Origin of the sequence: [Actinomadura] parvosata subsp. kistnae (assembly GCF_900323885.1) — a bacterium.
Taxonomy (GTDB): Bacteria; Actinomycetota; Actinomycetes; order Streptosporangiales; family Streptosporangiaceae; genus Nonomuraea; species Nonomuraea composti.
The window spans coordinates 86,754-112,278 of record NZ_OOHJ01000024.1; the positions used below are offsets into that span (position 1 = coordinate 86,754).

At 74.0% G+C, this 25,525-nt stretch carries 24 protein-coding genes; 5 read left to right on the forward strand and 19 right to left on the reverse strand.

Annotated features, from left to right (window positions below):
• Positions 1 to 90 precede the first annotated feature (90 nt).
• The 13 genes from KIS93_RS54310 to KIS93_RS54365 form a co-directional block, all read right to left on the reverse strand.
• Positions 91 to 1,338, reverse strand: a complete 1,248-nt coding sequence (locus KIS93_RS54310; RefSeq protein ID WP_246005511.1) for an ABC transporter substrate-binding protein — start codon at positions 1,336 to 1,338, stop codon at positions 91 to 93.
• A gap of 154 nt (positions 1,339 to 1,492) precedes the next feature.
• Entirely contained in the window at positions 1,493 to 1,720 is a 228-nt protein-coding gene (locus tag KIS93_RS54315) for a 4Fe-4S dicluster domain-containing protein (RefSeq protein ID WP_080039017.1), read from the reverse strand.
• Positions 1,711 to 2,472 (reverse strand): GntR family transcriptional regulator, encoded by a 762-nt coding sequence (locus tag KIS93_RS54320; RefSeq protein ID WP_080039018.1) that lies wholly within the window; start codon positions 2,470 to 2,472, stop codon positions 1,711 to 1,713. The genes KIS93_RS54315 and KIS93_RS54320 overlap by 10 nt, the downstream gene beginning before the upstream one ends.
• A 66-nt stretch (positions 2,473 to 2,538) precedes the next feature.
• On the reverse strand, positions 2,539 to 2,886 hold the full coding sequence (locus KIS93_RS69585) for an ABC transporter ATP-binding protein (RefSeq protein ID WP_281262008.1): 348 nt from the start codon (positions 2,884 to 2,886) through the stop codon (positions 2,539 to 2,541).
• Positions 2,778 to 4,358 (reverse strand): ATP-binding cassette domain-containing protein, encoded by a 1,581-nt coding sequence (locus KIS93_RS54325; protein WP_281262009.1) that lies wholly within the window; start codon positions 4,356 to 4,358, stop codon positions 2,778 to 2,780. The genes KIS93_RS69585 and KIS93_RS54325 overlap by 109 nt, the downstream gene beginning before the upstream one ends.
• Entirely contained in the window at positions 4,355 to 5,251 is an 897-nt protein-coding gene (locus tag KIS93_RS54330) for an ABC transporter permease (protein WP_080039020.1), read from the reverse strand. The genes KIS93_RS54325 and KIS93_RS54330 overlap by 4 nt, the downstream gene beginning before the upstream one ends.
• Before the next feature lie 6 nt (positions 5,252 to 5,257).
• Positions 5,258 to 6,199, reverse strand: coding sequence for an ABC transporter permease (locus KIS93_RS54335; RefSeq protein WP_080039021.1), 942 nt, complete (start codon positions 6,197 to 6,199; stop codon positions 5,258 to 5,260).
• Positions 6,196 to 7,794: an ABC transporter substrate-binding protein gene (locus tag KIS93_RS54340; protein WP_230466192.1), complete on the reverse strand. Its 1,599-nt coding sequence runs from the start codon at positions 7,792 to 7,794 to the stop codon at positions 6,196 to 6,198. The genes KIS93_RS54335 and KIS93_RS54340 overlap by 4 nt, the downstream gene beginning before the upstream one ends.
• Positions 7,791 to 8,906, reverse strand: a complete 1,116-nt coding sequence (locus tag KIS93_RS54345) for an LLM class flavin-dependent oxidoreductase (protein WP_080039022.1) — start codon at positions 8,904 to 8,906, stop codon at positions 7,791 to 7,793. Before KIS93_RS54345 ends, KIS93_RS54340 begins: the two co-directional genes overlap by 4 nt.
• Positions 8,903 to 9,940 carry an LLM class flavin-dependent oxidoreductase gene (locus tag KIS93_RS54350; protein WP_080039023.1) on the reverse strand — a complete coding sequence of 346 codons (1,038 nt, stop codon included), beginning with the start codon at positions 9,938 to 9,940 and terminating at the stop codon, positions 8,903 to 8,905. Before KIS93_RS54350 ends, KIS93_RS54345 begins: the two co-directional genes overlap by 4 nt.
• On the reverse strand, positions 9,937 to 11,112 hold the full coding sequence (locus tag KIS93_RS54355; RefSeq protein ID WP_080039024.1) for an LLM class flavin-dependent oxidoreductase: 1,176 nt from the start codon (positions 11,110 to 11,112) through the stop codon (positions 9,937 to 9,939). Before KIS93_RS54355 ends, KIS93_RS54350 begins: the two co-directional genes overlap by 4 nt.
• Positions 11,109 to 12,446 (reverse strand): NtaA/DmoA family FMN-dependent monooxygenase, encoded by a 1,338-nt coding sequence (locus tag KIS93_RS54360; protein ID WP_080039025.1) that lies wholly within the window; start codon positions 12,444 to 12,446, stop codon positions 11,109 to 11,111. The genes KIS93_RS54355 and KIS93_RS54360 overlap by 4 nt, the downstream gene beginning before the upstream one ends.
• Positions 12,443 to 12,958 carry a flavin reductase family protein gene (locus KIS93_RS54365; protein ID WP_080039026.1) on the reverse strand — a complete coding sequence of 172 codons (516 nt, stop codon included), beginning with the start codon at positions 12,956 to 12,958 and terminating at the stop codon, positions 12,443 to 12,445. Before KIS93_RS54365 ends, KIS93_RS54360 begins: the two co-directional genes overlap by 4 nt.
• A 196-nt stretch (positions 12,959 to 13,154) precedes the next feature.
• Between KIS93_RS54365 and KIS93_RS54370 the strand changes: the two genes are divergently transcribed.
• From KIS93_RS54370 to KIS93_RS54380, 3 genes are all read left to right on the forward strand, one after another.
• Entirely contained in the window at positions 13,155 to 13,985 is an 831-nt protein-coding gene (locus tag KIS93_RS54370) for a PaaX family transcriptional regulator (protein ID WP_080039027.1), read from the forward strand.
• A 189-nt stretch (positions 13,986 to 14,174) separates the two neighbouring features.
• The gene (locus KIS93_RS54375) at positions 14,175 to 15,629 is read left to right on the forward strand and encodes a hypothetical protein (RefSeq protein ID WP_080039028.1); all 1,455 of its coding nucleotides are present in this window, start codon (positions 14,175 to 14,177) and stop codon (positions 15,627 to 15,629) included.
• The gene (locus KIS93_RS54380) at positions 15,622 to 17,451 is read left to right on the forward strand and encodes a hypothetical protein (RefSeq protein WP_080039029.1); all 1,830 of its coding nucleotides are present in this window, start codon (positions 15,622 to 15,624) and stop codon (positions 17,449 to 17,451) included. The genes KIS93_RS54375 and KIS93_RS54380 overlap by 8 nt, the downstream gene beginning before the upstream one ends.
• Here KIS93_RS54380 and KIS93_RS54385 read toward each other — a convergent pair.
• Both KIS93_RS54385 and KIS93_RS54390 read right to left on the reverse strand, forming a co-directional pair.
• Positions 17,431 to 18,666 carry an amidohydrolase family protein gene (locus KIS93_RS54385; protein WP_080039030.1) on the reverse strand — a complete coding sequence of 412 codons (1,236 nt, stop codon included), beginning with the start codon at positions 18,664 to 18,666 and terminating at the stop codon, positions 17,431 to 17,433. The genes KIS93_RS54380 and KIS93_RS54385 overlap by 21 nt on opposite strands.
• A gap of 155 nt (positions 18,667 to 18,821) precedes the next feature.
• On the reverse strand, positions 18,822 to 20,111 hold the full coding sequence (locus KIS93_RS54390) for an aspartyl protease family protein (protein ID WP_080039031.1): 1,290 nt from the start codon (positions 20,109 to 20,111) through the stop codon (positions 18,822 to 18,824).
• A 175-nt stretch (positions 20,112 to 20,286) separates the two neighbouring features.
• Here KIS93_RS54390 and KIS93_RS54395 point away from each other — a divergent pair, with 175 nt between their 5' ends.
• Both KIS93_RS54395 and KIS93_RS54400 read left to right on the forward strand, forming a co-directional pair.
• A complete protein-coding gene (locus KIS93_RS54395; protein ID WP_080039032.1) occupies positions 20,287 to 20,655 on the forward strand; it encodes a nuclear transport factor 2 family protein in 369 nt (122 codons plus the stop codon).
• Between the two features lie 53 nt (positions 20,656 to 20,708).
• Positions 20,709 to 21,050, forward strand: coding sequence for a DUF1330 domain-containing protein (locus tag KIS93_RS54400; protein WP_080039033.1), 342 nt, complete (start codon positions 20,709 to 20,711; stop codon positions 21,048 to 21,050).
• A 6-nt stretch (positions 21,051 to 21,056) separates the two neighbouring features.
• On the opposite strand, the gene KIS93_RS54405 is transcribed toward KIS93_RS54400, so the two are convergent.
• From KIS93_RS54405 to KIS93_RS54420, 4 genes are all read right to left on the reverse strand, one after another.
• Positions 21,057 to 21,398 carry a cupin domain-containing protein gene (locus KIS93_RS54405; RefSeq protein ID WP_246005512.1) on the reverse strand — a complete coding sequence of 114 codons (342 nt, stop codon included), beginning with the start codon at positions 21,396 to 21,398 and terminating at the stop codon, positions 21,057 to 21,059.
• 12 nt (positions 21,399 to 21,410) lie between these two features.
• Complete coding sequence (locus KIS93_RS54410) at positions 21,411 to 24,149, reverse strand: AAA family ATPase (RefSeq protein ID WP_080039034.1); 2,739 nt, start codon at positions 24,147 to 24,149, stop codon at positions 21,411 to 21,413.
• 592 nt (positions 24,150 to 24,741) lie between these two features.
• Positions 24,742 to 24,972 carry a response regulator transcription factor gene (locus KIS93_RS54415; protein ID WP_246005513.1) on the reverse strand — a complete coding sequence of 77 codons (231 nt, stop codon included), beginning with the start codon at positions 24,970 to 24,972 and terminating at the stop codon, positions 24,742 to 24,744.
• A complete protein-coding gene (locus tag KIS93_RS54420) occupies positions 24,969 to 25,286 on the reverse strand; it encodes a hypothetical protein (RefSeq protein WP_186405008.1) in 318 nt (105 codons plus the stop codon). Before KIS93_RS54420 ends, KIS93_RS54415 begins: the two co-directional genes overlap by 4 nt.
• Positions 25,287 to 25,525 lie beyond the last annotated feature (239 nt).

Genomic DNA, 25,525 nt, shown 5'->3' on the forward strand with positions numbered 1-25,525 from the left:
GCCGTGCCTCGGCCGCCTGTGTCAGGTCGGGCTGGGTCGCGTCGGTGCGGGTCTCGGTCGGCGGGGCGGGGTCGGTGCGGGTTTCGGTGGTCATCGGGCGTCGCCTCCTTCGGCCGCCGACCTGAGCGCGTCCGCGTAGGCGATCGGCTCGGTCCTCGGATGCCGCTCGCGGTAGGCGTCCGCGCCCTCCTGCGTGGTGAACGGCAGGAACGTGCCGCCGGGCCCCTTCAGCCACACCGACCGGTCGGCGAACCACCGGGTGCCGGTCACGGTGTCGGGCACGTAGGCGGCCCGCACCTTCCCCGCGGCGGCGGCGACCTGCCGCAGCAGGCACGTGGGGGTGGCGGCGGGCCGGGTGGCGTTCTCGCCGGACAGCCACAGCTCGGAGGCGGTCGCCGGGTCGGTGACCGGCTTGCCGCAGACGGGGTCGGTGCCGGTGGTGGCGGCGGGGTTCGCGGTCGAGGCCCGGTCCTTGTCGTACGCGGCCCCGTACGCCTTGCGCAGGTAGCCGTCGTTGACGAACGACGTGACGTCCACGCCGGAGAAGTCGGGGCTGATCCGCTTGAGGTAGGCGACGTCGCGCTGGTGCGCCTTGAGCAGCGGCTCCTTCAGCGTGACGTCGAAGGTCGAGATGCCGTCGCGGCCGTTGTAGAGGTAGACCACCTCGGCGGGCAGCCCGGTGTCCTTCGCGACCGACTCGGCCGCCTCCAGGGGGTGCTCGTGCAGGTAGCGGGTGGCGTCGATCTGGGCCTTGAGGAAGGCGTCCACGACCTCGGGGTGCTCCTTGGCGTACGCCTGCCGGGCCACCACCCCGTGGAAGGTCGGCACGCCGAGCGCGGACCCGTCGTACACCAGGCGGCCCTTGCCCTGGAAGGCCAGCAGGCCGGGCCAGGCGACGAACTGCGCGTACCCCTGCACGCCGCCCGACTCGAGCTGCGCGGCGCCGACGGCGGGCTGGTGGTTGACCACCTCTGCGGTGATCTTCGCGCGTTCCATGGCCTGGACGAGGGTGCCGTGCCCGGCCGAGCCGACGCTGGCGGAGATCTTGGTCCCGGCCAGGTCGGCCAGCGTGCGTGCCTTGGAGGCGGGCGGGACGAGCACCATGTTGAGGCCGCCGCGCAGGTTGTAGCCGGTGACGGAGATCAGCTCGGTGCGGGCGGCCGGGACCGGCTGGGTCCGCGCGGCGTTGATCAGCAGCGGGTAGTCGCCCATGGAGCCGATGTCGATCTTCCCGGCCACCATCTTGGCGGTGATCGGCGCGCCGGTCTCGTAGTCCTGCCACTCGACCGTGTACCGGTCGCCGAGCCGCTTCTCCAGGTAGCCCAGCGAGCGCAGCAACGTGCCCGCCGTGACCGTGTTGATGGTCCTGGACTGGTAGCCGACGACGAGCCTGGTCTTCCCGCCGTCGTCGCCGCCGCCCCCGAGACCGAGCAGGCCGTCGCCGCCAGGAGCAGGGCGGCCGCCGTCAGAGCTGTGCGCATCGCGCTTTCCTTCATCGCAGCAGGTAGGGGATGTTGATGGTGACCGCGTCGACCGGGCAGCGGGCCGCGCAGGGGCCGCAGTACCAGCACTCGTCCACGTACATGTACGCCTTGCCGGTCTCGTCGCTGATCGCCAGTGAGTCGAGCGGGCACGCCTCCACGCAGAGGGTGCAGCCGTCGATGCACAGGGATTCGTCGATCGTCACGGGCACCTCGACCCGCTGCTCGATCAGGGCCATGCGTGCTCCTCTTTCTCGGTACGCCGCAGGTGGCCGCGCATGGTGAGCCGGTCACCGCGGAAACGGATGAACTCCAGGTCCACCGGCCGGCCGTCGGCCAGGTGGGTCAGCCGCTCGACCATCAGCAGCGCGGCTCCGCGCGGCGTGCCGAGCGCGGCGGCGGTGTGCGGGTCGGCGTTGACCGCCTCCAGGGTCAGCTCGGCCATGCCGAGGGGCTGCCGCGCGATCGTCTCCAGCAGGACGAAGATGTCGTTGCCCGCCAGGTCCTCGTCGAACAGCGGCTCGCCCACGTCGCGCACCAGGTACGTCAGGTCGAGCGAGAGCGGCAGGCCGTTGAGGCTGCGCAGCCGTTCGAGGTAGACGACCTGCTCGCCGGGCTCCAGGCCGAGGCGGTGGCTGACCGGGGCGGGCGGCTCGATGAGGGTCATCGTGCGCACCTGGTTGACGACCTGGCCGTGCTCGTGCAGCGTCTCGGCCAGGCCGAGCAGGCGGTGCAGGCCGTGGGGGTACTTCTCGGCCGCCACCGTGGTGCCCACCCCGGGGCACCGGTCGACCAGCCCTTCCTCGCGCAGCAGGTCCAGTGCCTGCCGGACGGTGTTGCGCGAGGTGTCGAACTCGCGTGCCAGCGCCGCCTCCAGCGGGAGCTGCCCGCCGGGGAAGCCGCCGTGGATGATCTGTCTTCTCAGCAGGTCGGCGATCTGCCGGGCACGATCCGCCCGGCGCCGCCGATCGTCGAGGGCCACCCGTTCCATGCCCTCAACCTACTAAATGAGTAGGAAAAAGGGGATAACGGGGAGGTTGCGCCACCTCCCCGCGGCTCACATCCCCGCGCTCACCTGCGGTTCTGCCGCCGACCCCGCCCGTTCCGCCACCCCGTCGGCGGCGTCGGCGGCCACCCCAGGCACCGCGACCACCCCGCCGCCGGGCAACCCGGGCTCTGCGGCCACCCCGCCGACGGGCAGCCTGGGCACCGCCGCCACGAGATCCCTCGTGTACGGGTGGCGCGGCGCCGTGAACACCTCGTCCACCTCCCCCTCCTCCACCACCCGGCCGTCCTTCATGACGAGCACCCGGTCGGCGACGTGGTGGACGACACCAAGGTCGTGGGAGATGAACAGCATCGCGGTGCCGTACTCGGCCCGCAGCTCCGCCAGCAGGTCCAGCACCTGCGCCTGCACGGAGACGTCCAGGGCGGAGACGGGCTCGTCGCAGACCAGCACGTCGGGGCGGGGCCGATCGCGCGGGCGATCGCGACCCGCTGCCGCTGGCCGCCGGACAGCTCGCGCGGATGCCGCCCGGCCGTCTCCGGCGGGAGGCCGACGCGGGCCAGCAGCTCCAGCACCCGCGCCCGCCGCTCGGCCCTCGGCAGCCGCAGCGGCTCGGCGATCAGGCGGGCGACGGTGTGGCGGGGGTCGAAGGAGTCCAGGGGGTTCTGGGAGATGAGCTGGATCGTGGGGCGGCGGGGGCGGCGCAGCCGCTCGGGCAGGCCGCTCCAGGGCTCGCCGTGCAGGGCGACCTCGCCGTGGTCGGGGTCGAGCAGCGCCATGACCAGGCGGGCCACCGTGGTCTTGCCCGACCCGGACTCGCCGACGATGCCTAGCGTCTCGCCACGGCGGAGGGTGAAGGAGACGTCCTGCACGACGCGGCGGGAGCCGAAGGAGCGGACCAGCCCGGACCCGGCGAGCACCACCTGTCCGGGGGCGGCGGGGTGGGGAGGAAGCCCGGCGCCCTCCGTGGAAGGAGTACCCGCCGTAAGAGGCGTGCCGTCCGTAAGAGGGGTGCCGTCCGTAAGAGGGATGCCCGCCGTCAGAGGGGTGCCGTCCGTGAGGCGGGTGCCGCGGGAGGCAGCCGACGGGACCGCCGCCAGCAGGGCGCGCGTGTACGGGTGCGCGGGCGCCCCGAGCACGTCCAGGGCGGGGCCCTGCTCGACGACGCGGCCCTCGCGCATGACGAGGATGCGGTCGGCGATCGACCCGACGACGGCGAGGTCGTGGCTGATCAGCAGCAGCGCGGTGCCCGCGGCCTTGCGGGCGGCGAGCAGCCGCAGGATCTGGGCCTGCACGGTGACGTCGAGCGCGGTCGTGGGCTCGTCCGCGATGATCAGCTCGGGCTCGGCGGCGAGGGCGGAGGCGATCAGGACGCGCTGCCGCAGCCCGCCCGACAGCTCGTGCGGGTACTGCCCGGCCCGCGCCTCCGGCTCCGGCACCCCGGCCGACTCCAGCAGCTCCAGCACCCGGCTGCGCCGCCACTTGCGCGGCACCACGTCGTGGGTGGCCAGCACCTCGCCGATCTCCGCGCCGACGGTCCGCAGCGGGTCGAGCGAGACGAGCGCGTCCTGCAGCACGAGCCCGGCGAACCTGCCGCGCAGGCTGCGCCACTCCCGCTCGCCGAACGCCAGGGCGTCGCGTCCGCCGATCGTGAACGCGGAGGCGCGCACCTGCGCGCCCGGGCCGGCGAGCCCGAGCAGGGTCCGGGCCGTGACGCTCTTGCCGGACCCGGACTCGCCCACGACGGCCACGCACTCGCCGGGCGCGACGGACAGCGAGACGCCCCGCACGACGTCCGTCCCCTTGAAGGCGACGCGCAGGTCCCGCACGGCGACCAGCGGGGCGGGGCTCTCGTCGTGGGTGGTGGTCATGGGGTCCTTCCCTCGAAGCGGCGTTGGAGGCGGCGGCCGGCGACGGTCAGGCAGACGACGGTCAGCGTGATCGCCAGGCCCGGGAACAGCGCCTCCCACCAGGCCACCCGCAGGTAGTTGCGGGCCTCGGAGAGCATCGCGCCCCACTCGGCGGCCGGCGGCTGCGGCCCCATGCCGAGGAAGCTGAGCCCGGAGCCGGCGATGACGGCCTGGCCGATCCCGATCGTGGCCAGCACGGGGATGGGGCCGAGCACGTTCGGCAGCACGTGTCCGGCGGTGATCGCCAGGCGGGGGCGGCCGAACGTGACGGCCTGCTCGACGTAGCCGGAGCGGCGGACGACGAAGGTCTGGGCGCGGATCACGCGGGCGTAGTTCGGGATCTGGGCGACGGCGATGGCGAAGATGACGTTCCCGGTGCCGGGGCCGGTGATCGCGACGACGAGGAGGGCGAGCAGCAGCTCGGGCAGGGTGGACAGCACGTCGAACGCGCGCGCCAGCGCCTCGTCCAGCCACTTGGGCGACAGGCCGGCGGCCAGGCCGAGCAGCACGCCCGCGGTGACGGCCAGGGCGGTGGCGGCGGCGCCGATGCTGACGGAGTGGCGGGCGCCGTACACGACCCTGGCCAGCACGTCGCGCCCGAGGTGGTCGCTGCCGAGCCAGTGCCCGGGCCCGGGCGGCGCGAGCGCGGCGAGCGGGTCGGCGGCGAGCGGGTCCGCGCCGGTGAGCAGGGCGGGCGCGGCGACGGCCAGGGCGAGCAGCAGGAGGAACGCGCCGGGCAGGAGCAGCGGGAGGACGGCGGGCGCGGCCGGCCCGCGCCACGCCCGCCGGCTACGGGTCCGCGTTACGGAACCGGCGAGGGCGTCCACGGGCGGGGCCGAGGTGGGTGCGGGCATGCGGCTTCAGCCTCGGATTCGCGGGTCGATGGCGCGGTAGGCCAGGTCGAGGAGGGTGCTGAGGGTGACGTACACAAGGGCCGACAGCAGCACGACGGCCATGACCACCGGCATGTCGCGCCCCGTGACGGCCTCCATGGCGACGCGGCCGAGCCCGGGCCGCCCGAACAGCGCCTCGGTGATGACGGCCCCGCCGAGCAGGGTGCCGGTGAACCAGCCGGCCAGCGTCACGGCCGGGATGAGGGCGTGCCGCAGCGCGTGCCGGGCGACCAGCGCCCGCTCGGTGAGCCCGCGCGCCCGCGCGGTGACCGCGAACGGCTGCTCCAGCGCCCGCTCCAGCCCGCCCCGCAGCACCTGCCCGAGCACCCCCGCGATGGGCAGCCCGAGCGCGAGCGCGGGCAGCACGAGCGCCGACGGCCCCTGCGCGCCGGAGACGGGGAACCAGCCGAGCGTGAACGAGAAGACGGCCAGCAGCACGATCCCGATGAGGAACGGCGGCACCGACACCGCCACCAGCTCCGCCGCCGAGGCGACGCCGCGCGCCGCCCGCCCGCGTCCGGCGGTGGCGAGCGCGATGACGACGGCCAGCGTCACCCCGGTGGCCGCCGCGGCGAGGGTGAGCTGGACGGTCGGCGCGATCTGGGTGGCCAGCACCTCGCCGACGCCGCGCTGCAGCTGGTAGGAGCGGCCGAGGTCGCCATGCAGCAGCCGCCACAGGTAGGCCAGGTACTGGACGATCTCGGGCCGGTCGAGCCCCCACTCCTTGATGATCGCGGCCCGGATCTCCGGCGTGTCGGCGCCGTCGCCGACCAGGATGTCCACGGTGTCGCCCGGCGCGATCAGCAGCGCGACGTACGAGGCGGTGGCGGCGGCCCACAACACGGCCAGCCCGGTCCCGAGCCGCCGCACGACCCCGAGCCGGGCCAGCGCGGCGAGCCGGCCGGTCATGTGCCGATCCGCACGTCGTAGGCGCTCGCGGGGGTGCCGGAGGCGGGGTGGAAGCCGAGCCCCTGGACGCTCTTCTGCGCGGCGATCTGGTCGGCGGGCACGTAGAGCGGGAACACGATGGCCTTGTCCCGCACGACCACCTGCTGCACCTTGGCGTACAGCTCCTTGCGCCGCGCCTGGTCGGAGGTCCGCGAGGCTTCGGCGATCCACTTCTCCACGTCCGGGTCGGAGAAGTGGGTGCGGTTGAGCGCGCCCTTGCCCGGCAGGAGCAGGTTGAGCGCGGCGCCGGCGTCGGAGTCGCCGCGGGAGTTCTCGAACACCTCGTAGTCGTTGTCGTCGAGGGCCTTCTGCGCCGTGCCCTGGTCCACGATCTTGACCTGGAAGTCGATGCCGGCGTTCTGCTTGACCTGCGCCTGGATGGCCTGGGCGAGGATGTCGCGCCGGTCGCGGATGAACGCGGCCGACGCGATCGTGCGCACGCTGAGCCGCTTGCCGCCCTTGACCCGGTACCCCTGGGCGTCGCGCTGCTTCCAGCCCGCCTCGTCGAGCAGCTTGTTGGCCCGGGCGGCGTCGCCGCCGAAGGTGTTCTCCAGGGAGGCGTCGTAGAACGGGCTCGCCTTGCCGACGATGCTCCACGCCCTGGTGGCGGTGCCCTGGTAGACGGCCTTGAGCACGGCGTCCACGTCCACGGCGGCGCGGAAGGCCTCCCGTACGCGCTGGTCGTCGAAGGGGGCGCGGGAGGTGTTGAAGTAGTAGGAGAAGGAGGTGCCGGAGTTGAGCGCGGTCTGCAGGGTCAGGCCGGGGTCGTTCTTGATGAGGCCGGCCTCGGTGGCCGGCACGCCCTCGATGACCTGCACCTGGCCGGAGGTGAGCGCGCCGACGCGGACGGCGGCCTCGGGCAGGAACCGGTAGGTGATCTCCGCCAGGTGGGCGGGGCCCTGGTGCGCGGCCCCGGCGGGCGGCCACTTGTAGGCGGGGTTGCGGCGGTAGTGGAGCTCCTGGCCCGGCACGTACCGGTCGAGGATGAACGGCCCGGTGCCGGCCAGGTCGGTGCCGCCGAACTTGAGGTCCTTGGCGCTCTTGAGCGACTTCGGGGAGATCTGCCCGGCGTAGGGGGAGGCGAGGAAGTCGAGGAAGAGGGCGTCCGGCTCCTTGAGGGTGATCTCCAGCGTGGTCGGCGAGAGCACCTTCGCCTCCTTGAACGCCCGGAGCTGGATGCCGGCCACGGCCGCGTTGTAGCCCTCGACGAAGAACTGGTCGAGGTTGGCCTTGACGGAGGCGGCGTCGAACCTGGTGCCGTCGTGGAAGGTGACGTCGTCCCTGAGCGTGAGGGTGTAGGTCAGCTCGTCGTCGGACACCTTCCACGCCTTGGCCAGCCAGGGCCCGAACGAGCCGTCCTTGTTCCTGGTGAGCAGGGCGTCGAACTGGTTGAACACGAGCAGCCTGGCCTTGTTCTGCGACCACTGCTGCGGGTTGAGCGTGATGGGCTGGGTCTCGACGGCCCAGGTCAGGCCGACGGGGGCGGCCTGCTGGGCGGCGGGCTGGGCGCCGCAGGCCGCCAGGGCGAGCAGGAGTACGGGGATCAGGCGCTTCACGTGCGGTTCCAGGCTTCTGCGAGCAGTTCGTACGAGCGCACGCGGTCGGCGTGGTCGTGGGTGATGGTGGTGACGAGCAGTTCGTCGGCCCCGGTGACGCGGCGCAGCACGCGCAGCCGTTCGGCGACCTGCTCGGGGGTGCCGACGAACTGGGTGTCGACGCGGTCGCGGACGAGCTCCCGGTCGGCGCCGGTCCAGGTGTGGGCGGCGGCTTCGGCGGGCGTGGGGAACGGCATGGCGCCGGCGCCCGTCCTGATGCTGCGCACCCACAGGGCGTAGGGGGAGGCCAGCTCGCGGGCGGTGGCCTCGTCCTCGGCGACGACGGCGTCGGCGGAGACGAGCACGTACGGCTCGGCCAGCTCGGCGGAGGGTTTGAAGGCCTCCCGGTAGGCTTCGACGGCTTCCAGCACGCTCGCGGGGCTGACGTGGTAGTTGGCCGCGAACGGCAGGCCGCGCTCCCCGGCCACCTGGGCGCTCTGCCCGCCGCTGCTGCCGAGGATCCACACTTGCAGGTCGGCGCCCTCGCCGGGCACGGCGTGCGCCTCGTGGGTGCCGGCGAGGAAGGCGAGCACGTCGTCGATCTGGGCGGCGAAGTCGGGGGTCCGGGCGCCGGGCTGCTGGAGCAGGGTGGCGTGGTGGGCGAGCTGCGGGTGGGTGACGAGCTTGGAGAAGTCAAACGGTTTCGGGATGAGCAGCCCGTCCACGACCCGCTCCTGGGGCGGGTCGGCGGGAGGTGTCGTTTGCTTGGCCAGCTCGGCGCGGCGCTGGCCGGAGCGGCCGATGCCGAGGTCGAGGCGGCCCGGGTGGAGCGCGTCGATGAGCCCGAACTGCTCGACGACCGCCAGCGGCGTCTGGTGGCCGAGCTGCACGGCCCCGGAGCCGACCCGGATGGTGGAGGTGGCCGCCGCGATGAGGCCGATGAGCACGGCGGGCGCCGAGGAGGCCACGCCGGGCGCGAAGTGGTGCTCGGCCACCCAGTAGCGGCGGTAGCCGAGGCGTTCGGCCTGCCGGGCCAGGTCGAGGGTGTTGCGCAGCGCGTCGCCGGCGGTGCCGCCGGAGGGGACGGGGCTCAGGTCGAGGATGGACAGGGGTGCCTGCGGGGGCAGGGTCATGAGTCACCTCCTGGGGAGGGGAACGGCCGGCTGGGGATCTCCGCCCGCAGGACGGGCGCGATCTCGGCCTGGAACAGCTCCAGTGCCGACCGGTGCTGGGCGGGGGTGAGCCCGTCGGCGTCGGCGTGCAGGTGCATCACCTCGTGGCCGAACCGCTTGTGGTAGCGCAGCACCTTGTCGATGATCTGCTGCGGGCTGCCGACGAGGAGGGAGCTGCGCTCGATGGCGTCCTCCAGGGTGGGGAAGACGATCGGCAGGCCGAGCTCGCGCTGGAAGGCCACGCGGGCCTCGAAGATCGGCCGGTAGGTGGCGATGGCCTCCTGGGAGGTCCTGGCCGCGTAGAAGCCGGCGCTCCCGGCTCCGACCAGCGCGTCGGCGGGGTCGTGCCCGTAGTGGGCCCAGCGTTCCCGGTAGTGGTCGATCAGCTCGGCGTAGGGGTCGATGGGGTTGGTGACGTTCGCGGAGAACAGCGGGTCGCCGTAGCGGGCGGCCAGGTCCACGGACTCCTTGCTGGTGGCGCTGCCGTGCCAGACCCTGATCGGGCGTTGCAGCGGGCGCGGCCAGGTCTCGGCCTCGACCAGCGGCGGCCTGAAGCGGCCCTGCCAGGTGACCCGCTCCTCCCGCCACAGGCGGCGGAACAGCTCGTAGGACTCGCGGTTGCGCTCCCACTGGTCCTCGGCGGTGACGTGGAACAGCTTGGCCTGCGCCGCCCCGTTCCCCTTGCCGATGATCAGCTCCAGCCGGCCGCCGGACAGGTGGTCGAGCGTGGCGTAGTCCTCGTAGGCGCGCACGGGATCGAGCAGGCTGAGCGTGGTCACGGCGGTGAACAGGCGGATCCTGGACGTCCTGGCCGCGATGTGGCTGAGCACGACCGGCGGCGAGGAGGAGATGAACGGCCGCTCGTGCCGCTCCCCCACCCCGAACCCGTCGAAGCCGAGCTCCTCGGCCAGCACGGCGTTGCCGACGACCTCCCGGAATCGCTCGGTGGTCGAGCCGCCGGTGTGCGTGATCAGCGTGATGAGCAGGAACTTCATCGGGCCTCCGCGTAACGGCTGGCCGGGCGGGGCAGGCCGAGCAGCCCGCGCAGCGTCCCGGCCTCGTACCTGCTCCGGAACGCCTGCCGGGCGCGCAGCTCGGCCGTCAGCCCGGAGGTGATCTGCCACAGGTCGTACGGCAGCGCGCCGGGCCGCAGCCGGAACCCCTGGATCCCGGCGTCCCGCCACTCCAGGAGCAGCCCGGCCAGCTCCCGCACGTGCCCGGTGAAGATCGCGGCGTCGGAGACGAGCTCGGTGCCGTCGAGCTCGTCCAGGCGGGCCTTGCGCCCGGCCGCGTCGTCGCCGAGGAACACGACGAGGTCGGCGTAGATCCGCACGTCCGCGTTCAGCCGCCGGATCTCCGCCACGATGGCGCGGGCGTCCGCGGCCGAGTGCGGGGTGACGAAGACGACGTCGGCGTGGGCGGCGGCGAACTCGTACGGGAGCCTGGCGTGCGCCAGCGCGGCCACGACCGGCTGCCCCTGGGGTGAGCGGGGGGTGATGGACGGGCCCTTGACGGAGAAGAAGCGCCCGGCGAAGTCGATGTAGTGCAGCTTGTCGCGGTCGATGAAGCGGCCGGTGGCGACGTCGCGGATCTCGGCGTCGTCCTCCCAGCTGTCCCAGAGCCGGCGGGCCACCTCGACCGCGTCGCCCGCCTCCTCGAACAGGTCGCGCACGTGCGGGTCGGCGGACAGGTCCGCCCCGCCCGGCCTGGTGAGCACCTGGTCGAGCGGCGGGAAGCTTCTGCGGCCGAAGTGGCGGGCCTCGGAGGCGCGCACGGAGATCTGCGGCCGCCAGCCGGCCCGGCCGCCGCTGACGTGGTCGAGCGTGGCGATGCCGATGGCAACGTGGAACGGCTCGGTGTGCGTGGTGGTCGCGGTCGGCACCAAGCCGATGTGGTGGGTGAGCGGGGCCAGCCGGGCGGCCAGGAGCACGGCGTCGAAGCGGCCCCGTACCTGGTCGGTGCGGTCGTCGGGCCCGTCGGGCCGGGTGGACTGCGGGCCGAGCGCGTCCTCGATGGTGACGAAGTCGAGCAGCCCGCGCTCGGCCTCGGTGACGAGGCCGGCCCAGTAGCGGGCGGAGAACAGGGCGCGCGGGGCGGCGGCCGGCTCCCGCCAGGCGGCGGGGTGCCAGCCGGCGCCGTCGAGCGCGACGGCGAGGTGCAACGTCATGCCAGCTCCAGATGGTCACGAAGCGTGGTGCCGGTGTAGTCGGCGCGGAAGGCGCCGCGCTCCTGCAGCAGCGGCACGACCCGGTCCACGAACTCGTCGAGGCCGCCGGGCGTCAGGTGCGGGACGAGGATGAACCCGTCGGCGGCGTCCGCCTGCACGTGCTCGTCGATGAGCCGCGCCACCGTACCGGGCGTGCCGACGAACGTCTGCCGCCCGGTCACCTCGATGACCAGCTCGCGGATGGACAGCCCCTTCTCCGCGGCCAGGGCGCGCCACTTGGCGGCCACGGCGGCCCGGTCCTTGATCGGGACGCGGCCCTGGGAGAGGTCGCCGGACAGGTCGGGTTCGAGGTCGGGCAGCGGGCCTTCCGGGTCGTAGGCGGACAGGTCGCGGCCCCACACCTGCTCCAGGAACGCGATCGCGGTCTGCGGGCCGACCTGGCGGCGGCGGATGTCGGCGGCGTTCTCGGCGGCCTCCTCCTCGGTGTCGCCCAGCGCGAACGTCACGCCGGGCATGATCTTGAGCTGGTGGGGTTCGCGGCCGTACCTGGCCAGGCGGCCCTTGACGTCGGCGTAGAAGCGTTTGCCGTCCTCCAGGGAGCCGTGGCCGGTGAAGATCACGTCGGCGTGGGCGGCGGCGAACTCCCTGCCCTCGGCGGAGTCGCCGGCCTGGATGATGACCGGATGCCCCTGCGGGCTGCGGGGCAGCGTGAAGCGGCCCTCGACGGAGAAGTGCCGGCCGTGGTGCTCGACCTGGCCGATGGCGCCGGGGCGCAGGAAGCGGCCCTCCGCCTGGTCGCCGACGATCGCGTCCGGCCGCCAGGAGTCCCACAGCTCGCGCGACAGGCGGACGAACTCGGCGGCCCGCTCGTAGCGGTCGGCGCGGTCGAGGAAGCCGCCGCGCCGGAAGTTCTCGCCGGTGAAGGCGTCGGAGGTGGTCACCACGTTCCAGGCGGCCCGGCCGCCGCTGAGGTGGTCGAGCGTGGACAGGCGCCGGGCCAGCTCGTACGGCTCGTTGAAGGTGGCGTTGATGGTGCCGGCCAGGCCGAGGCGGTGGGTCACGGCGGCCAGCGCGCTGAGCACGGTCAGCGACTCGGGGCGGCCGACCACGTCGAGGTCGTGGATGCGGCCCTTGAGCTCGCGCAGCCGCAGCCCTTCGGCCAGGAAGAAGAAGTCGAGCTTGCCGCGCTCGGCGGTCCTGGCCAGGTGGGTGAAGGAGGCGAAGTCGATCTGGCTGCCCGAGCGGGGGTCGGTCCAGACGGTGGTGTTGTTCACGCCGGGGAAGTGGGCGGCGAGGTGGACCCGCTTGCGGGGCCGCCCGGGACGCGCGCTCATCGGTTCTCCGGGTGCGGCAGGAAGCGGCCGAAGCGGCCCTGGTGGTACAGGAGGGGGCGGCCGGTGTGGTGCGTCTCGACCTCGGCGACCTGCCCGACGACCAGGATGTGGTCGCCGACCTCGGCCCGCTCGTACGGCAGGCAGACCAGGTGCGCGGAGACGCCGAGCAGCAGCGGCGCGCCGAGCGGCCCGGGCCGCCAGCGGGTGGGCGGGGCGAACCGGTCGGCGCCCTTGCGGGCGAAGCGGGCGGCCACCTCGGCCTGGTCGCTGGCCAGGATGTTGACCGCGAAGTGGTCGGCGGCGCCGAGCAGTGGCCAGGTGGTCGAGGAACGGTCCACGTAGAAGGAGACCAGCGGCGGTTCGAGGCTGACCGAGGAGAACGACGTGGCGGTCAGCCCGACGGGGACGCCGCCGCTCTGCGCGGTGATCACCACGACGCCGCTGGCGTGCACGGCGAGGGCGCGGCGGAAGTGGTCGGCGCCGACGGCGCGGCCGGGCAGCGTCTCGGTCATGCCGCGCTCCTTCCATGGCTGGGCTGGTGATGGCGAGTGGTGCGGGGGAGGCCCTGGCTCATGGTCATGACGCTAAGCCGACGATTCACTTAAGTCAATATTTCCTACTTGTTATTGGGGTTATTGGCTCGTCGCCGGGTATGACCTTCTACACTGGCCTCGTCGCCGTCGCAGGTTTGTAGAGGAAGGGGTCGCCGTGGCCGCCGACGCGCCGCGCCCGCGCGAGAAGCCGGGCGCCGGGGCCCGCTCGCTGCTGCTGACCGTCCTCGGCGAGTTCGTGCTCCCGCGCGGCGGCCAGGTCTGGACCGGCACCCTGGTCACCGCGCTCGGCACGCTCGGCGTGGAGGAGAAGTCGGCCCGCCAGGCACTGTCGCGCACCGCCGCCGAGGGCCTGCTGGAGCCCGCCCGGCACGGCCGCCGCGTGCGCTGGAGCCTGACCGGCGCCGGCGACCGGCTGCTGCGCGAGGGCACCGAGCGGATCTACGGGTTCATGCGCGGGCCGCACGACTGGGACGGCCGCTGGCTGGTGCTCACCGCCGCCGTGCCGGAGACCCAGCGCCGGCTGCGCCACCGCCTGCGCACCCGGCTCACCTGGCTCGGCCTCGGCTCCCCCGCCCCCGGCCTGTGGGTGATCCCCGACGCCTCCAAGGCCGCCGCCGTCCGCGACGTGCTGCGCGAACTGCACCTCGACGGCCGGGCCTTCGCCTGGACGGGCCCCGCCGCGGACATCGGCGACACCGGCGAGCTGATCATGGCCGCGTGGGACCTCGGCGACGTCGAGAAGCGTTACCTGCGTTTCATCGAGCGCTTCGAGCGCGTCACCCCGGGCTCCGACCTCGACGCGTTCGCGTCCCAGGTGCTGCTCATCCAGGAGTGGCGGCGCTTCCCGTTCCTCGACCCCGACCTGCCCGCCGAGCTGCTGCAGCCGGGCTGGCCGGGGCCGCGCGCCGCGGCCGTCTTCCACGACCTGCGCAACCGGTGGCACCGGCGGGCGCAGGCCGCCTACGACGCCATGGACCCCGGCTGACGTTCCACGACCGGCCGACGCCGCACCCCGCAGTTGTGGGCTTTCGCGGCGGCGCGCACCCGTTCGCCATCACCTTGCGCGATGAATCGATCACGCACGGCTATCGTCGGTGCTGCACAGTCATGGACGGCAAGGCTCGGAAGGTGCGCCAGGCACCTGCTCCGGCGGCCGGCCGAGAGGAGTCGCACCATGTCGTACACGATCGAATCGCTGGCCAGGGCGCTGCGGACGCAGATGTACCACGTGCTCATGGGCGGAGACGCGAGCGTCAAGCCGCCCGCCGACGCGTTCCTGACCTGGTGCATGCCCGGCCTGCCCTTCGAGGAGGGGGACTTCGACTTCGCGGCCGGGGGCCTGAGCGGCAGGACCGCCGAGGAGAGCAAGCAGCGCTACCAGCAGGCGTTCACCTTCGCCATGGCCGTCGACTACCTCCCCGACCCGCAGCAGCCCCTCGACGGCGAGGAGCAGCAGGCCATCTGGGAGAACCGCGACGGCTCGCGCATGAGCGTCATGTACGACGAGATCCTCAAGCAGTCCAAGGTGATCAAGCAGTCGCTGACCGACGCCGAGCAGGAGGAGCTGAAGCGGCTGCGCGGCATGCTCACCGTCACGGTGACGCAGAAGGACCTGCTCGGCCGGGAGAAGGAGGTCACCGAGGACTCCCCGGCCGTGCGCGCCTACAACGAGGCCAAGCAGAGGTACGAGCACGCCGTCCTGACCTACAACGCCAAACGCATCGCCGCCCAGGCCGCCACCGGCGAGAAAGGCAACGTCGCCGTCCAGGACTGGGAGCTCAACGGCGCGATCTACCGGCAGGACGTCGACGACGCCTGGGCCTCCTGGGGGGCCACCGGGTACCGCGAGGACATCCAGGAGATCCGCGACCGGATCGAGCAGATCACCCAGCGCTCGATGATCCACTGGAAGGGCGACCTGCAGAACGCCTACCGGCACGCGATCCTCAGCTCGCCCGAGGGCATCGAGTTCCCGTACACGACGGTGGTGCCGGCCGGGTTCGCCACCTCCGACGGCTGGACCGGCTACAGCCTCTACCACGAGATGACCGACACCGACAAGGTCAAGGAGAGCGACAGCTGGGACGCCGGCGGGCAGTTCGACAGCGGCCTGTGGTCCGTCTCCGGCGGGCACCACTCCAGCTCCACGGAGTTCCACAAGGACCACCACCTCGACAGCTTCGACCTGTCGTTCGAGATGACCCAGGTGCAGATCGTCCGCCCCTGGTTCTCGCCGGAGTTCCTCACCAACCGCGGCTGGGACCTGCCCGCCGGCGCGGGCTGGAGGTGGGGCGAGCCGCCGTCCGACGGCGAGCGGCCCCCGCAGGGCAAGCTCGTCGGGTACGGCCTGCAGATGCTGCTCGTCCGCAACCTCGTCATCGAGTCGGAAGACCTGGCCAAGGCCCTCGACACCTTCAGCAAGGAGGTCGGCGGAGCCGACAGCTTCGGCATCGGGCCGCTGACGCTCGGCGGCAGCTACGGCTCCAGCAGCAGCGGCCGCAAGTACCGCTACGAGCATGACGGCGCCACCATCAAGGTGCCCGGCATGCAGGTCATCGCATTCCGGAACCACCTGTTCGGCAAGACGCCCGACCTGCTCCCCGGCATCAAGGAAGACCAGCTTGGCTGAGCGGGCGCCGGGCGGGGAGGGCGGCGCGAGCCGCCCTCCCCGCGCGCTGGACGCCGTGATCGTCGCGGGCGTCGCGGCCAAGCTGCGCGCGATGCTCGCCCAGGACGGCCACCTCGTCGAGGTGCCGCTGAGCCCCATCGCCTACACCGCGCACGGGCTGCGCTTCTCCGGCGACACGGACGGCGGCATGGACGGCGGCATGGACGTGGAGCGGAGCGCCACGCTGGCGGAGTTCTCCGTGCTGGCCAACGGCGTCATGAGCGGCAGCCGGTGGGGCTGGCCCGGGCAGACGCCGCTGTGGGAGGTCTGCCGGTGGGTCCAGGGCGCCGAGCTCGCCGTGGACGACCTGCCGGAGCCGGAGCGGCGCCGTTACGAGGAGGCCCGCGCCCTGCTGTTCGAGGACGCCTCCGGCGGCGGGCCGCTCGCGTACAGCAGGATCTACGAGGACTATCTCAGCGCCGCGCAGGCGTACCGCGCCGCGCAGGCGCACTACGACCAGCTCCGCCACACCGCCGAGCTGTCGCACGACCCCGAGGAGCGGCGGCGCTGGGAGCGCGAGGAGCCCGAGCTGGCCGCCGCCTGCCGCGCCGCCCGCCACGCCTGGGAGAGCCTGGGCCGCAAGGACGAGGTGGAGCGGGCCCTGGACACCAAGGACCGGCTCGGCGCCCGCCTGCCCGCCCGCGTGTGGGCGGAGTTCCGGCGCTCGTTCGACCCCCGGCGCGCGGACCACTGGCGCACCTCGCCGAACGGCGAACGGTACGTGCCCACCTACTACCGCCCGGCCACCGCGCTCGACGGCACGTGGCGGCGCGTCCGACTGCCCCGCGACGTCCTCGTGGAGCTGGCCGAGCGGGACGGCGGCCGGACCCTGCCGCGCGACCTGCCCACCGGGCTCGACTCCTCCGTCACGGCCGTCACCTTCGACTACTGCGTGGTCCAGGTGGTGCGGCCGTGGTTCGAGTCGCCCATGGACCTGTTCGGCAGCAGGGCGTGGCGCTTCGCCGGCGCCGAGCCGCCGCTGAGCGACGGCGCCGACCCGCCCGAGGGGCGGTGCACCGGGTACGTGGAACGGATCGTGCTGGCCCGCGACGTCCGGGTGATCCGCAGGGTCATCGAGGCCCTGTCGGCGGGGGCCGCCCTGCCGGCGCCGACGCACCTCGGGCCGCTGGAGCCGGTCACCGCCGCCGACGTCCGCCACCGGCTCCGCCTGCCCGACGCCGCCTTCACCGCCGCCATGGACGAGCCGGCCCCGCAGGACCCGGACATCGACCTCAACGTCATCTCCGCCGGCGCCGCGACCCTCGGCTACCAGGCCGCCTTCAGCTTCGACCTCGGCACCGCCTGCGACGCCGGGGACGCCGACGTCCGCTGGGACCAGAGCGACCCGTGGAAGTGGCGGCTGGCCCGCTGCGGCACCGCCGGCCTGCGACTGCTCGGCCCCGGCGACTTCGACGCCCTGGGCGCCATGCACCTGCACGGCCTGCACTACGGCGAGGACTACCTGCCCGCCGGCCCGTCCGGCGGCAACCGGCTCACCCCGGGCACGTGCTTCGCGGTCCGCACGCGAGCCGGCCACCACGCCAAGGCGCAGGTGACCGACTTCGACAGCGACCTGAGCATCCGGTGGGTCACCTACGGGCCCGTCGACATCACGTCGTCGGACCCGCGGGTCGTCTACCTCCTCGCCGCCGACTGCCGGCTCCTGCCCCGCTCACCCGACCCCGACCCCACCTTCGAGTGGCCCGCCGCCGACGCGGCCCCGGACGAGGCGCGGGAGCCGGTCGACGACCGCCGGCGCCCCTCACCTCTGGGGCTCCGGTGACCCGGCGCCCACACCGGGCAGGCGGTGCCCTCGGACGTAGACGGCGCGGATGCGGTGCAGGGCCGTGGGATCCTCCAGGGGGTTCCCGTCCACCGCGAGCACGTCCGCGTCGTACCCGGGAGCCAGCCGCCCCTTCCGATCGCCGAGCCCGCACACCTCGGCCGCAAGAGAGGTGGCGGCGCGCAGCGCCTCGGCGCCGCTCAGCCCGAGGGCGGGCAGCTCGCCGACGGCCCAGCGCAGGACGTCCGGCGGCTTGACGGGGCCGATGCCGGCGTCGGTCCCGGCGACGATCCGCGCGCCCGCCTCGTACAGCCGGCGGGCGTTGGCCATCAGGGCCGGCAGCCGGGCGGCCACCGCGGGCGGCACCGCGCTCCCCTCCACAGGGGCCACGCCGAGCGTGATCCCGAGTGCGGCGCCGCGCTTCGCGATGGCCGTGACCAGGTCGTCCGGCGCCCGATCGACGCCGTCCGAGGTCATGAAGGTGACGTGCTCCAGGCCGTCCACGCCGGCGGCGAGCGCGTCGGCGACGGGCCGGGCGCCGTGCGCGTGGGCGGTGACCGGCAGGCCGTGGCGGTGCGCCTCCTCGACGGCCGCCCGCAGTTCCTCCAGGGTGAACTGGGAGACCTCGGGGCGCGTCCCGGGGGTGAGCTGCCCGCCGCTCGCCATGATCTTGATGACGTCGACGCCCCGCTCGGCCCGTTCCCGGACGGCGGCGCGCACCGCCGCCACCCCCGACACGCCGCCGCCCAGGTAGTGGCAGTGGCCTTCGGGCGTGGTGATGGGCGGCCCGGCCGCGACGATCGTCGGCAGCGAGGCGTCGGACGCGGCGGCGCCGCGCAACGTGAGGCTGAGATGGTCACGGTCGCCGAGGTCCCGCACCGTCGTCACCCCGCCGCGGGCGGCCCGCCTGGCGGCCGCGGCCATCGCCGCGAGCGCCGCCGCCGCGTCCCGGGCCGCCAGGTGGCCCACCGGGTCGGGGCTGGCGTCGAAGGCCAGGTGAACGTGCGGGTCGACCAGCCCGGGCAGCAGCGTCGCCCCGCCGAGATCGACGACGGCGGCCCCCTCGGGCACGCCGTCAAGCCGCCCGACGGCCGCGATGACACCGCCGACCAGGACGAGAACGGGGTCGGGGGTCAGGGTGCCGCCGGTGCCGTCGTACGACCAGGCGGCACGCAGGACGGTTGCCCCGCCGGTCGGGGATGCGCTGGGAGTCATGCCCTCAGCGTGCGCTCGCCGGGGCGCTGCGCGCGTCCGGGCGACTACTCACCAGCGGTACTCATCCGCGCCCACCCACGACCACCCGTCCGAGTGGCCGGGACGGGACCGCCGGCGGTCGACCGTGACCGGCTCAGCCCGTGGCGGCACGGCGGCTAGGGCCGCGGCCGGCCCCCGCCGGTGATGGAGACCCGCATGGCGGTGTAGTCGAAGGTGAGGGTGAACGGCTTGAAGAACTCGTGGGTGAAGTTGGCGATGATCTCGAACCCGAACATGTCGGCCTGGCCCGGGCCGGGCTGGCCGGGGATCGTCTTCGCGGAGGCGAAGCCTTTCACGTTCCGCCCGACCGCCCTGCCCAGGCTCATCCGGTCGGCCGTGACCGGGTAGAAGGCGACGCCGTTCCTGTCGACCGGGTGGTCGTAGTCCACGGCGAGGCCGGCCCGCTCGGCGTACTCCACCGTCGTGTCCAGGCCATGGCCCAGGCCGCCGGTGTCGAGGGTGACGATCCCCGGCCCGTAGCCGTTCAGGCTGCCCAGCGTGCACGGGTAGTGGTCGCCGGCCAGCCACAGCGGGATCCGGCCGGAGCCCGCGGGCGAGGCCGCGGACCTGCCGCGCAGCAGCAGTGCCTGGCCGGCGTAGTCCATCGTGGTCAGGAAGTGGTAGAAGAGCGTGGTCCCGAGCACGCCCGCCGGTTGCGATCCGTCCGGCAGCGGCGGCCGTCGCGCGTCGATCCACTGCACCGGCAGGTTGCGAACCTCGATGCCGCCGATCCGGAACGACTCCAGAATGCCCAGGTGGATGGTGACGGGACTGTTGCTGGCCACCCCGGACACCGTGGCCAGCGAGCGCAGCCCCGCCTCCTCCGCGACCTCCTGCGCCAGGTCGAGCGTGGCGTACGTGTCGAGGTAGAAGGTCTTCTCCCTGCCGTTCACCTCGGCCTTGACGGCGGGCAGGGGCTCCATGGTGACGAAGGGCACGCGGGTGCTCCGCGCGCCGTGAAGCTGCCAGGGTGTGCCGGTGACGTGGCGGTAGAGGGTGGCGTAGGCGGCGTCGCGCGGCCGGCCGGTCTGTTCGAGCAGCGGCACGGCGGCGGCGAGCTTGTCCTGCCGGACGTAGCACTCGGCCAGGCGCTGCCGCGCGGCCACGTCGGCGGGGTCCAGCTTGATGGCGGTGGACAGGTAGCGCTCGGCTGCGCCGAACCGGTTGCCCAGCAGGGCGATGTAGCCCAGTTGCGCGGCGGCGTGGGCGTTCTCCGGTTCTTCGCCCAGCAGCCGCCGGTAGCCCCGGGCGGCCTCGTCGAACGCACCCTGCTCGAACAGCTGGTCGGGGTCCTTCGCGGCGGCGGCCGCGACGCCCGTCGTGACCGGGATCGCCCCGGCCGCCGCCGTCATGGCGGCCGCGGCGAGGAACGCACGCCGGCCGAAGGACTCATGGGTAGGGGACATGCCGTGCTCCTTGCGTGTTGAGGTGCCACGCCACCCAACCCGACGCCGGGTTTCCTCAGCGTTTCCCCGCCGTGCGCACGGCCAGTCGAAAGTACTTAAGTACGTCAGATTCCCCGTCGTTCCCGTCTCCCTAATGTGGTGGTCACAAGAGAGCACGACCACTGAGGAGACGGAAATGAGCGACACGAACGAGCTGGTCCAGCGCTACCTCGCCGCGTGGAACGAGACCGACGCCGCCGCACGGCAGGCCGTTCTGGCGGAGGTCTTCGCCGAGGACGCGGTGTACACCGACCCGCTGGTCTCCGTTAAGGGCAGGGACGGCCTCGACGCCACCATCGCGGCGGTCCAGGGGCAGTTCGGCGGGCTGGTGTTCAGCCTGGGCGGCGCCGTGGACGCCCACCACGACATCGCCCGGTTCACCTGGCACCTGGGGCCTGAGGGCGCCGAGCCGATCGTCATCGGCTTCGACGTCGCGGTGATCGGTGACGACGGGCGCATCAGCCAGGTGCTCGGCTTCCTCGACAAGGTGCCCGCCGGAATCTGAGCACGATCGCCGGGCCGGCCGGCCCGGCCCATCCATGACTTCGAGGAGGAACCATGACCGCCTACGTGATCGCGCACCTTCGGGACTCGGACAAGCCGCACCCGGACGTGGCCGAGTACCTGGAGCGGATCCAGTCGACGATGGACCCGTTCTCCGGCCGCTTCATCGTCCACGGGGGACCGGTGGACGTGCGCGAGGGCCACTGGCCCGGAAGCGTCGTCATGCTCGAGTTCCCGTCGATGGACCACGCCCGCGACTGGTACGACTCGGCCGCCTACCAGGCGATCCTGCGGCTGCGGGCGGACCACCTGGAGGGCGAGGTGATCATCGTCGAGGGTGTCGAGCCCGGCCACGACTCGGCCGCGATGGGCGCCGAGCTCAGGAAACAGCTCTGACCTTCGTCACCTGGTGACGTCGTAGTTGAAGCCGAAGGCGCGGACACCGGTCTCCGTACGGGGTCGGTGGCTCGTCTCCGGGCCGAAGGCGACATAGGTGCCCGGGCCGTGGGTGCGCTCCCCCTCGATGAGCTCGCCGCTCACCACGAAGTACGCCTCGCCGTAGGTCTCGTGGGCGTCGAGGTCCGGCCATTCGGCCCCGGGGGCCAGGTCGATCACCCACGTCCTGATGCCCGGCATGCCCGGGAGCATCCGTACATGGATGCCGGGGGCCAGCTCCATCGGCGGGACCTCGTCAACCTCCACCGGGACGATCTGCCCAGGTAGCACCTGTTCCGGAGTGATCACCGGGACAGGATCTCACAACCCCAGCCGCCCGGCGAAATCCTTCAGCTCGCTCCGGGAGGCGACGCCGAGCTTGGGATAGGCCTTGTAGAGGTGGTAGCCGACCGTCCGGTGGCTGAGGAAGAGCTGCGCGGCGATGTCCCGGTTGGACAGGCCCTGCGCGGCGAGCCGGGCGATCTGCAGCTCCTGCGGGGTGAGGGCGGCGGCCACGCCTTCGGCGGGCCTGGGGCCCCGCTCCTGGGCGCCGGTCGCGGTGAGCTCGCCACGGACGCGTTCGGCCCACGGCCGCATGCCGAGCCGGTCGAAGACCTCCAGGGCATCGTGCAGCGGCCCGCGCGCCTCGGCCTTGCGCCGGGCCCTGCGCAGCCATTCGCCGTAGAGCAGCGCGGTCCTGGCGAACTCCAGCGGACGGCGGTCGTGGTCGTGGAGTTCGAGGGCCGCCGTGTAGAACGACTCGGCCTGGTCGTCGGCGGCCAGCAGCCCGCGGCAGCGCAGCACGAGCGCGTCGGCCCACGGCTGCCGGACCGCCCCGGCCCACCCCTCGAAGCGCGCCAGCGGCTCGGCGGCGCGTTCCGGCGCGCCCACCCGTACGGCCGACTCCACCAGGTCGGGGGTGGAACGGGTGGCGCAGATGTGGTGGCGCATCGGCTCGCGGGTCAGCCGCTCGAAGCGGGCCAGCGCCGCCTCGGCGCGGCCGAGGCCGAGATCCAGCAGCCCGAGCGACCAGTGCGCCCACGGCGCGCCCGGGGAGATGGCCCCGGCGGTGGCCTCCGCCAGCCCTTCCTCGGCGGTGCGCCGGCAGGCCGCCTCGTCCCCCTTGGCCGCGTCGAGGTAGGCGAGCACGCTGCTGAACTGGCTGGCCCACTGCTGCTGGCCGGTGTCGCGGGCCAGCGCCAGGGCCTCGGTCGCCGTGGCGAGCGCGTCCAGATGCCGTCCGGTGAACACCTCGCCCTCGGCCACGAAGAACAGCACCGTCGGCAGCCGCCCGGCGCCGCCCCGGGCGCGGTGCTCGGCGGCGAGCGCGGTCGCCAGCTCGTAGGCGTCGGCGTCCTGGCCCAGCGCCAGTGCCGCGCCGCAGAGGATCATCAACGCCTGGTCGGGTGCCCGGCCCCGCCGCCGCACCGCCGCGAGGGTGTCGGCCAGCGGCGGCGGCCGCTCGGAACGTCCCCGATCGAGATGGACGAGGTAGGGCCCCACCGGCGCCAGGGGATGCGCCTCGTCCAGGGGCAGCGCGGCCAGCCGGTCCAGCGTCGCCGCGAGCGGCCGTTCCCCGAGATACCAGGCGGTGTGCACGGCCTGGATCAGCAGCACGGCGGCCTGGCCGGGATCGGTGTCGCGGATGAGCTCGGCGCCGTCGAGCAGCAACCGGTGGGCGGCGGGGTAGGAGCCCTGCCAGAAGTCCGCCAGCGCCCGGACGTGGGCGATCCGCGCGTTCGCCGCCGGGTCCTTCTCCAACTGCCGGGCCGCGCGGCCCCCGAAGGACCTGGCCCGCTCCAGATCGCCCGCCTCCAGCGCCGCCTCCGCCACCAGGGCCTCGCGATGAGCTCTGGCGGCGGGCTCGACGCTCAGGCGGGCGGCCCGTTCGTACGCCGCCGCGGCCGCCTCGTGGCCGCCCCGCTCGCGGGCGCGGGCGGCGGTGCGTTCCAGCGCGGCGGCGGCCTCCTCGTCGGGCCCGGTGGCGGCGGCCGCCAGATGCCAGGCCCGGCGGTCGGCGTGCTCCGGCGAGCCGAGGGCGGCGGCGAGCGCGCGGTGCACGGCGAGGCGCTGCCCGATCGGCGCCCGCTGGTAGACGGCGGCGCGGATCAGCGGATGGCGGAAACGGATCGTGGTGCCGTCGGCGTCGCCGCGCAGCACGAGGCCGGCCTGCTCCGCGGCGGACAGGTCCTCGACGGCCGCCCCCAGCTCGGCGGCGGCACGCAGGATCACGGCCAGTTCGCCGGTCTGGTCGGCCGCCGCCACGAGGAGCAGGCTCTGACAGGACTCCGGCATCCGGCTGACCTGGCCGTGGAAGGCCAGCTGCAGGCGGCTGGTGAGAGGAAGCGCCCCCGGCGCGAACGCGCTGCCGCCCTCGGCCGCCAGGGCGACCGGCAGCTCCAGCAGAGCCAGCGGGTTGCCGCGGGCCTCGGCGAGCAGGCGGTAGCGTACGGCGGGCGCGAGCGGATGCCGGTCGAGCAGCGCCGCGGCCGCCTCGGGAGCCAGCCCCGACAGGCGCAACTCCGCCAGGCCGGGAGCGGGAAAGGAACCCTCACCGTCGCGGGCGGCGAACACGATGACCACGCCCTCGGCGTGCAGGCGCCGGGCGGCGAACAGCAGCGCGTCCCGCGACGCGTGGTCGAGCCAGTGCGCGTCGTCGACGAGACACAACAGCCCCCTCTCGCCCGCGTGCTCCGCCAGCAGGGACAGCACCGCCAGCCCCGTCAGCATCGGCTCGGAGCCGGCCGCGGGCCCGAGCCCGAACGCCGCCTCCAGAGCCGCGCGCTGCGGGCCGGGAATCGCGGCGAGGGACCCCAGCGCCGGGCGGAGCAACAACTGCAGCCCCGAGAACGGCAGCTCCGCCTCGAACTCGACCCCCGAACCGCGGACCAGCCGCATGTCCCCGGCAGCCGCCGCGACGTGGTCGAGCAGCGCCGTCTTGCCGATGCCCGGCTCGCCACGCAGCACCAAGGACGAGCTGGTGCCCGCCCGCGCGCCCGCCAGCAGCTCGGCGATCGCCTCCGCTTCGGCCTCTCTCCCGTACAGCTCACCCGCACCCATGATCCCATCCTGGCAGCCGCCCGGGAGTGTCCCGTACGGGCCGGTGCGTTCGCCTTGACCCCAGGCTGTCCGTAGTGCCGGTAACGGTGCGGACCGGCCCGTGCGGCGGACCCGGCCACGCGGGTGGAGCTGGGGACCCCTCGCTCCTCCGCCCGCGCCGTCCCGGCCCGGCCGGCGGCCGCAGGCGTTCGCGCTGTCCCGGCCCGGCCGGTAGCCGCAGGCGTTCGCGCCGTCCCGGCCCGGCTGGTGGCCGCGGGCGTCCGCGACGACGCGGCCGGGAGGCGGGGCCGCAGGCGTCCGTGACGTCCCCGCCCGGCTGGTGACCGCAGGCGTCCGCGACGACACGGCCGGGAGGCGGGGCCGCGTCCGTCGGGCGCGGGCAGGCGCACGCGGGAGACCGGGCAGCCGGACCGGTGCGCGACAGCGGCACCGCACTGTGCGGACACGCCCCGTGACGGGCGTGGTCGTGGCGCGCTTTCGCGCGGGTCACCCGCCGGTTGTCGGCTCGCTCGCCCGAAGGGTGCCCTCGTACCGCGGAGGCGGCCAGGACGCCGCGCCTGGCCCGATGCGGCCGGGACGCATACGCCTCAGCTCAGTCGCGGCCCCCCTCTCGCGTCCGCTCCGTTCCCGTGCCCGTCGGTCCCGGGCGGCCGGCGGCGATCCAGGTGGCGATCTGGGTGCGGTTGGTGAAGCCGAGCTTGCCCAGGATGTGCTGGACGTGGTTCTCCACGGTGCGCTCGGAGATGTGCGCGGCGGCGGCGATCTGCCGGCTGGTCAGCCCTTGGGAGACCAGGACGGCGATCTCGTCCTCGCGCCGCGTCAACGGGCCCGCCGCCCGTCCGGACAAAGACCGCGACAGCTCCGCGCAGCGGCCCGCCAGGGGCGCCATGCCGAGCCCGCGGGCCACCGCGCCGCCGACGCCGCCAGCGCGGCGGCCTCGTCACGGTCGCCCGGCCGGCGGCGCCTGGCCAGGACGCGGGCCAGCTCGTACCGGGCGAAAGCGGCCATCGGCGGCATGCCCGCCCGGTCGTTGATCTCGGCGGCGGCGCGCAGATGCCGCACGGCGTCGTCCAGACGGCCCAGGGCCGCGGCCGCCTGGCCGAGCGGCAGCCGGTTCGAGCCGAGGACCGCGACCACCCCGGCCCCGCCGCAGGCGAACAGCCGGCGTACGGCGCCAGCGCCCGGTACACCTCCGCGCAGGTCTCCCGGTCACCCAGCTCGGCGGCCAGCTCCGCCCGGCCGGCCAGCGTGGACAGCAGGAGAAAGCCGGGCACCGAGGAGACCGGCGGCAACGTCCGATAGACCTGCCGGGCCTCGTCCCGCCGCCCGGCCGCCAGCAACCACATCGCCCAAACCGGCCGCAACGCGACCGCGCC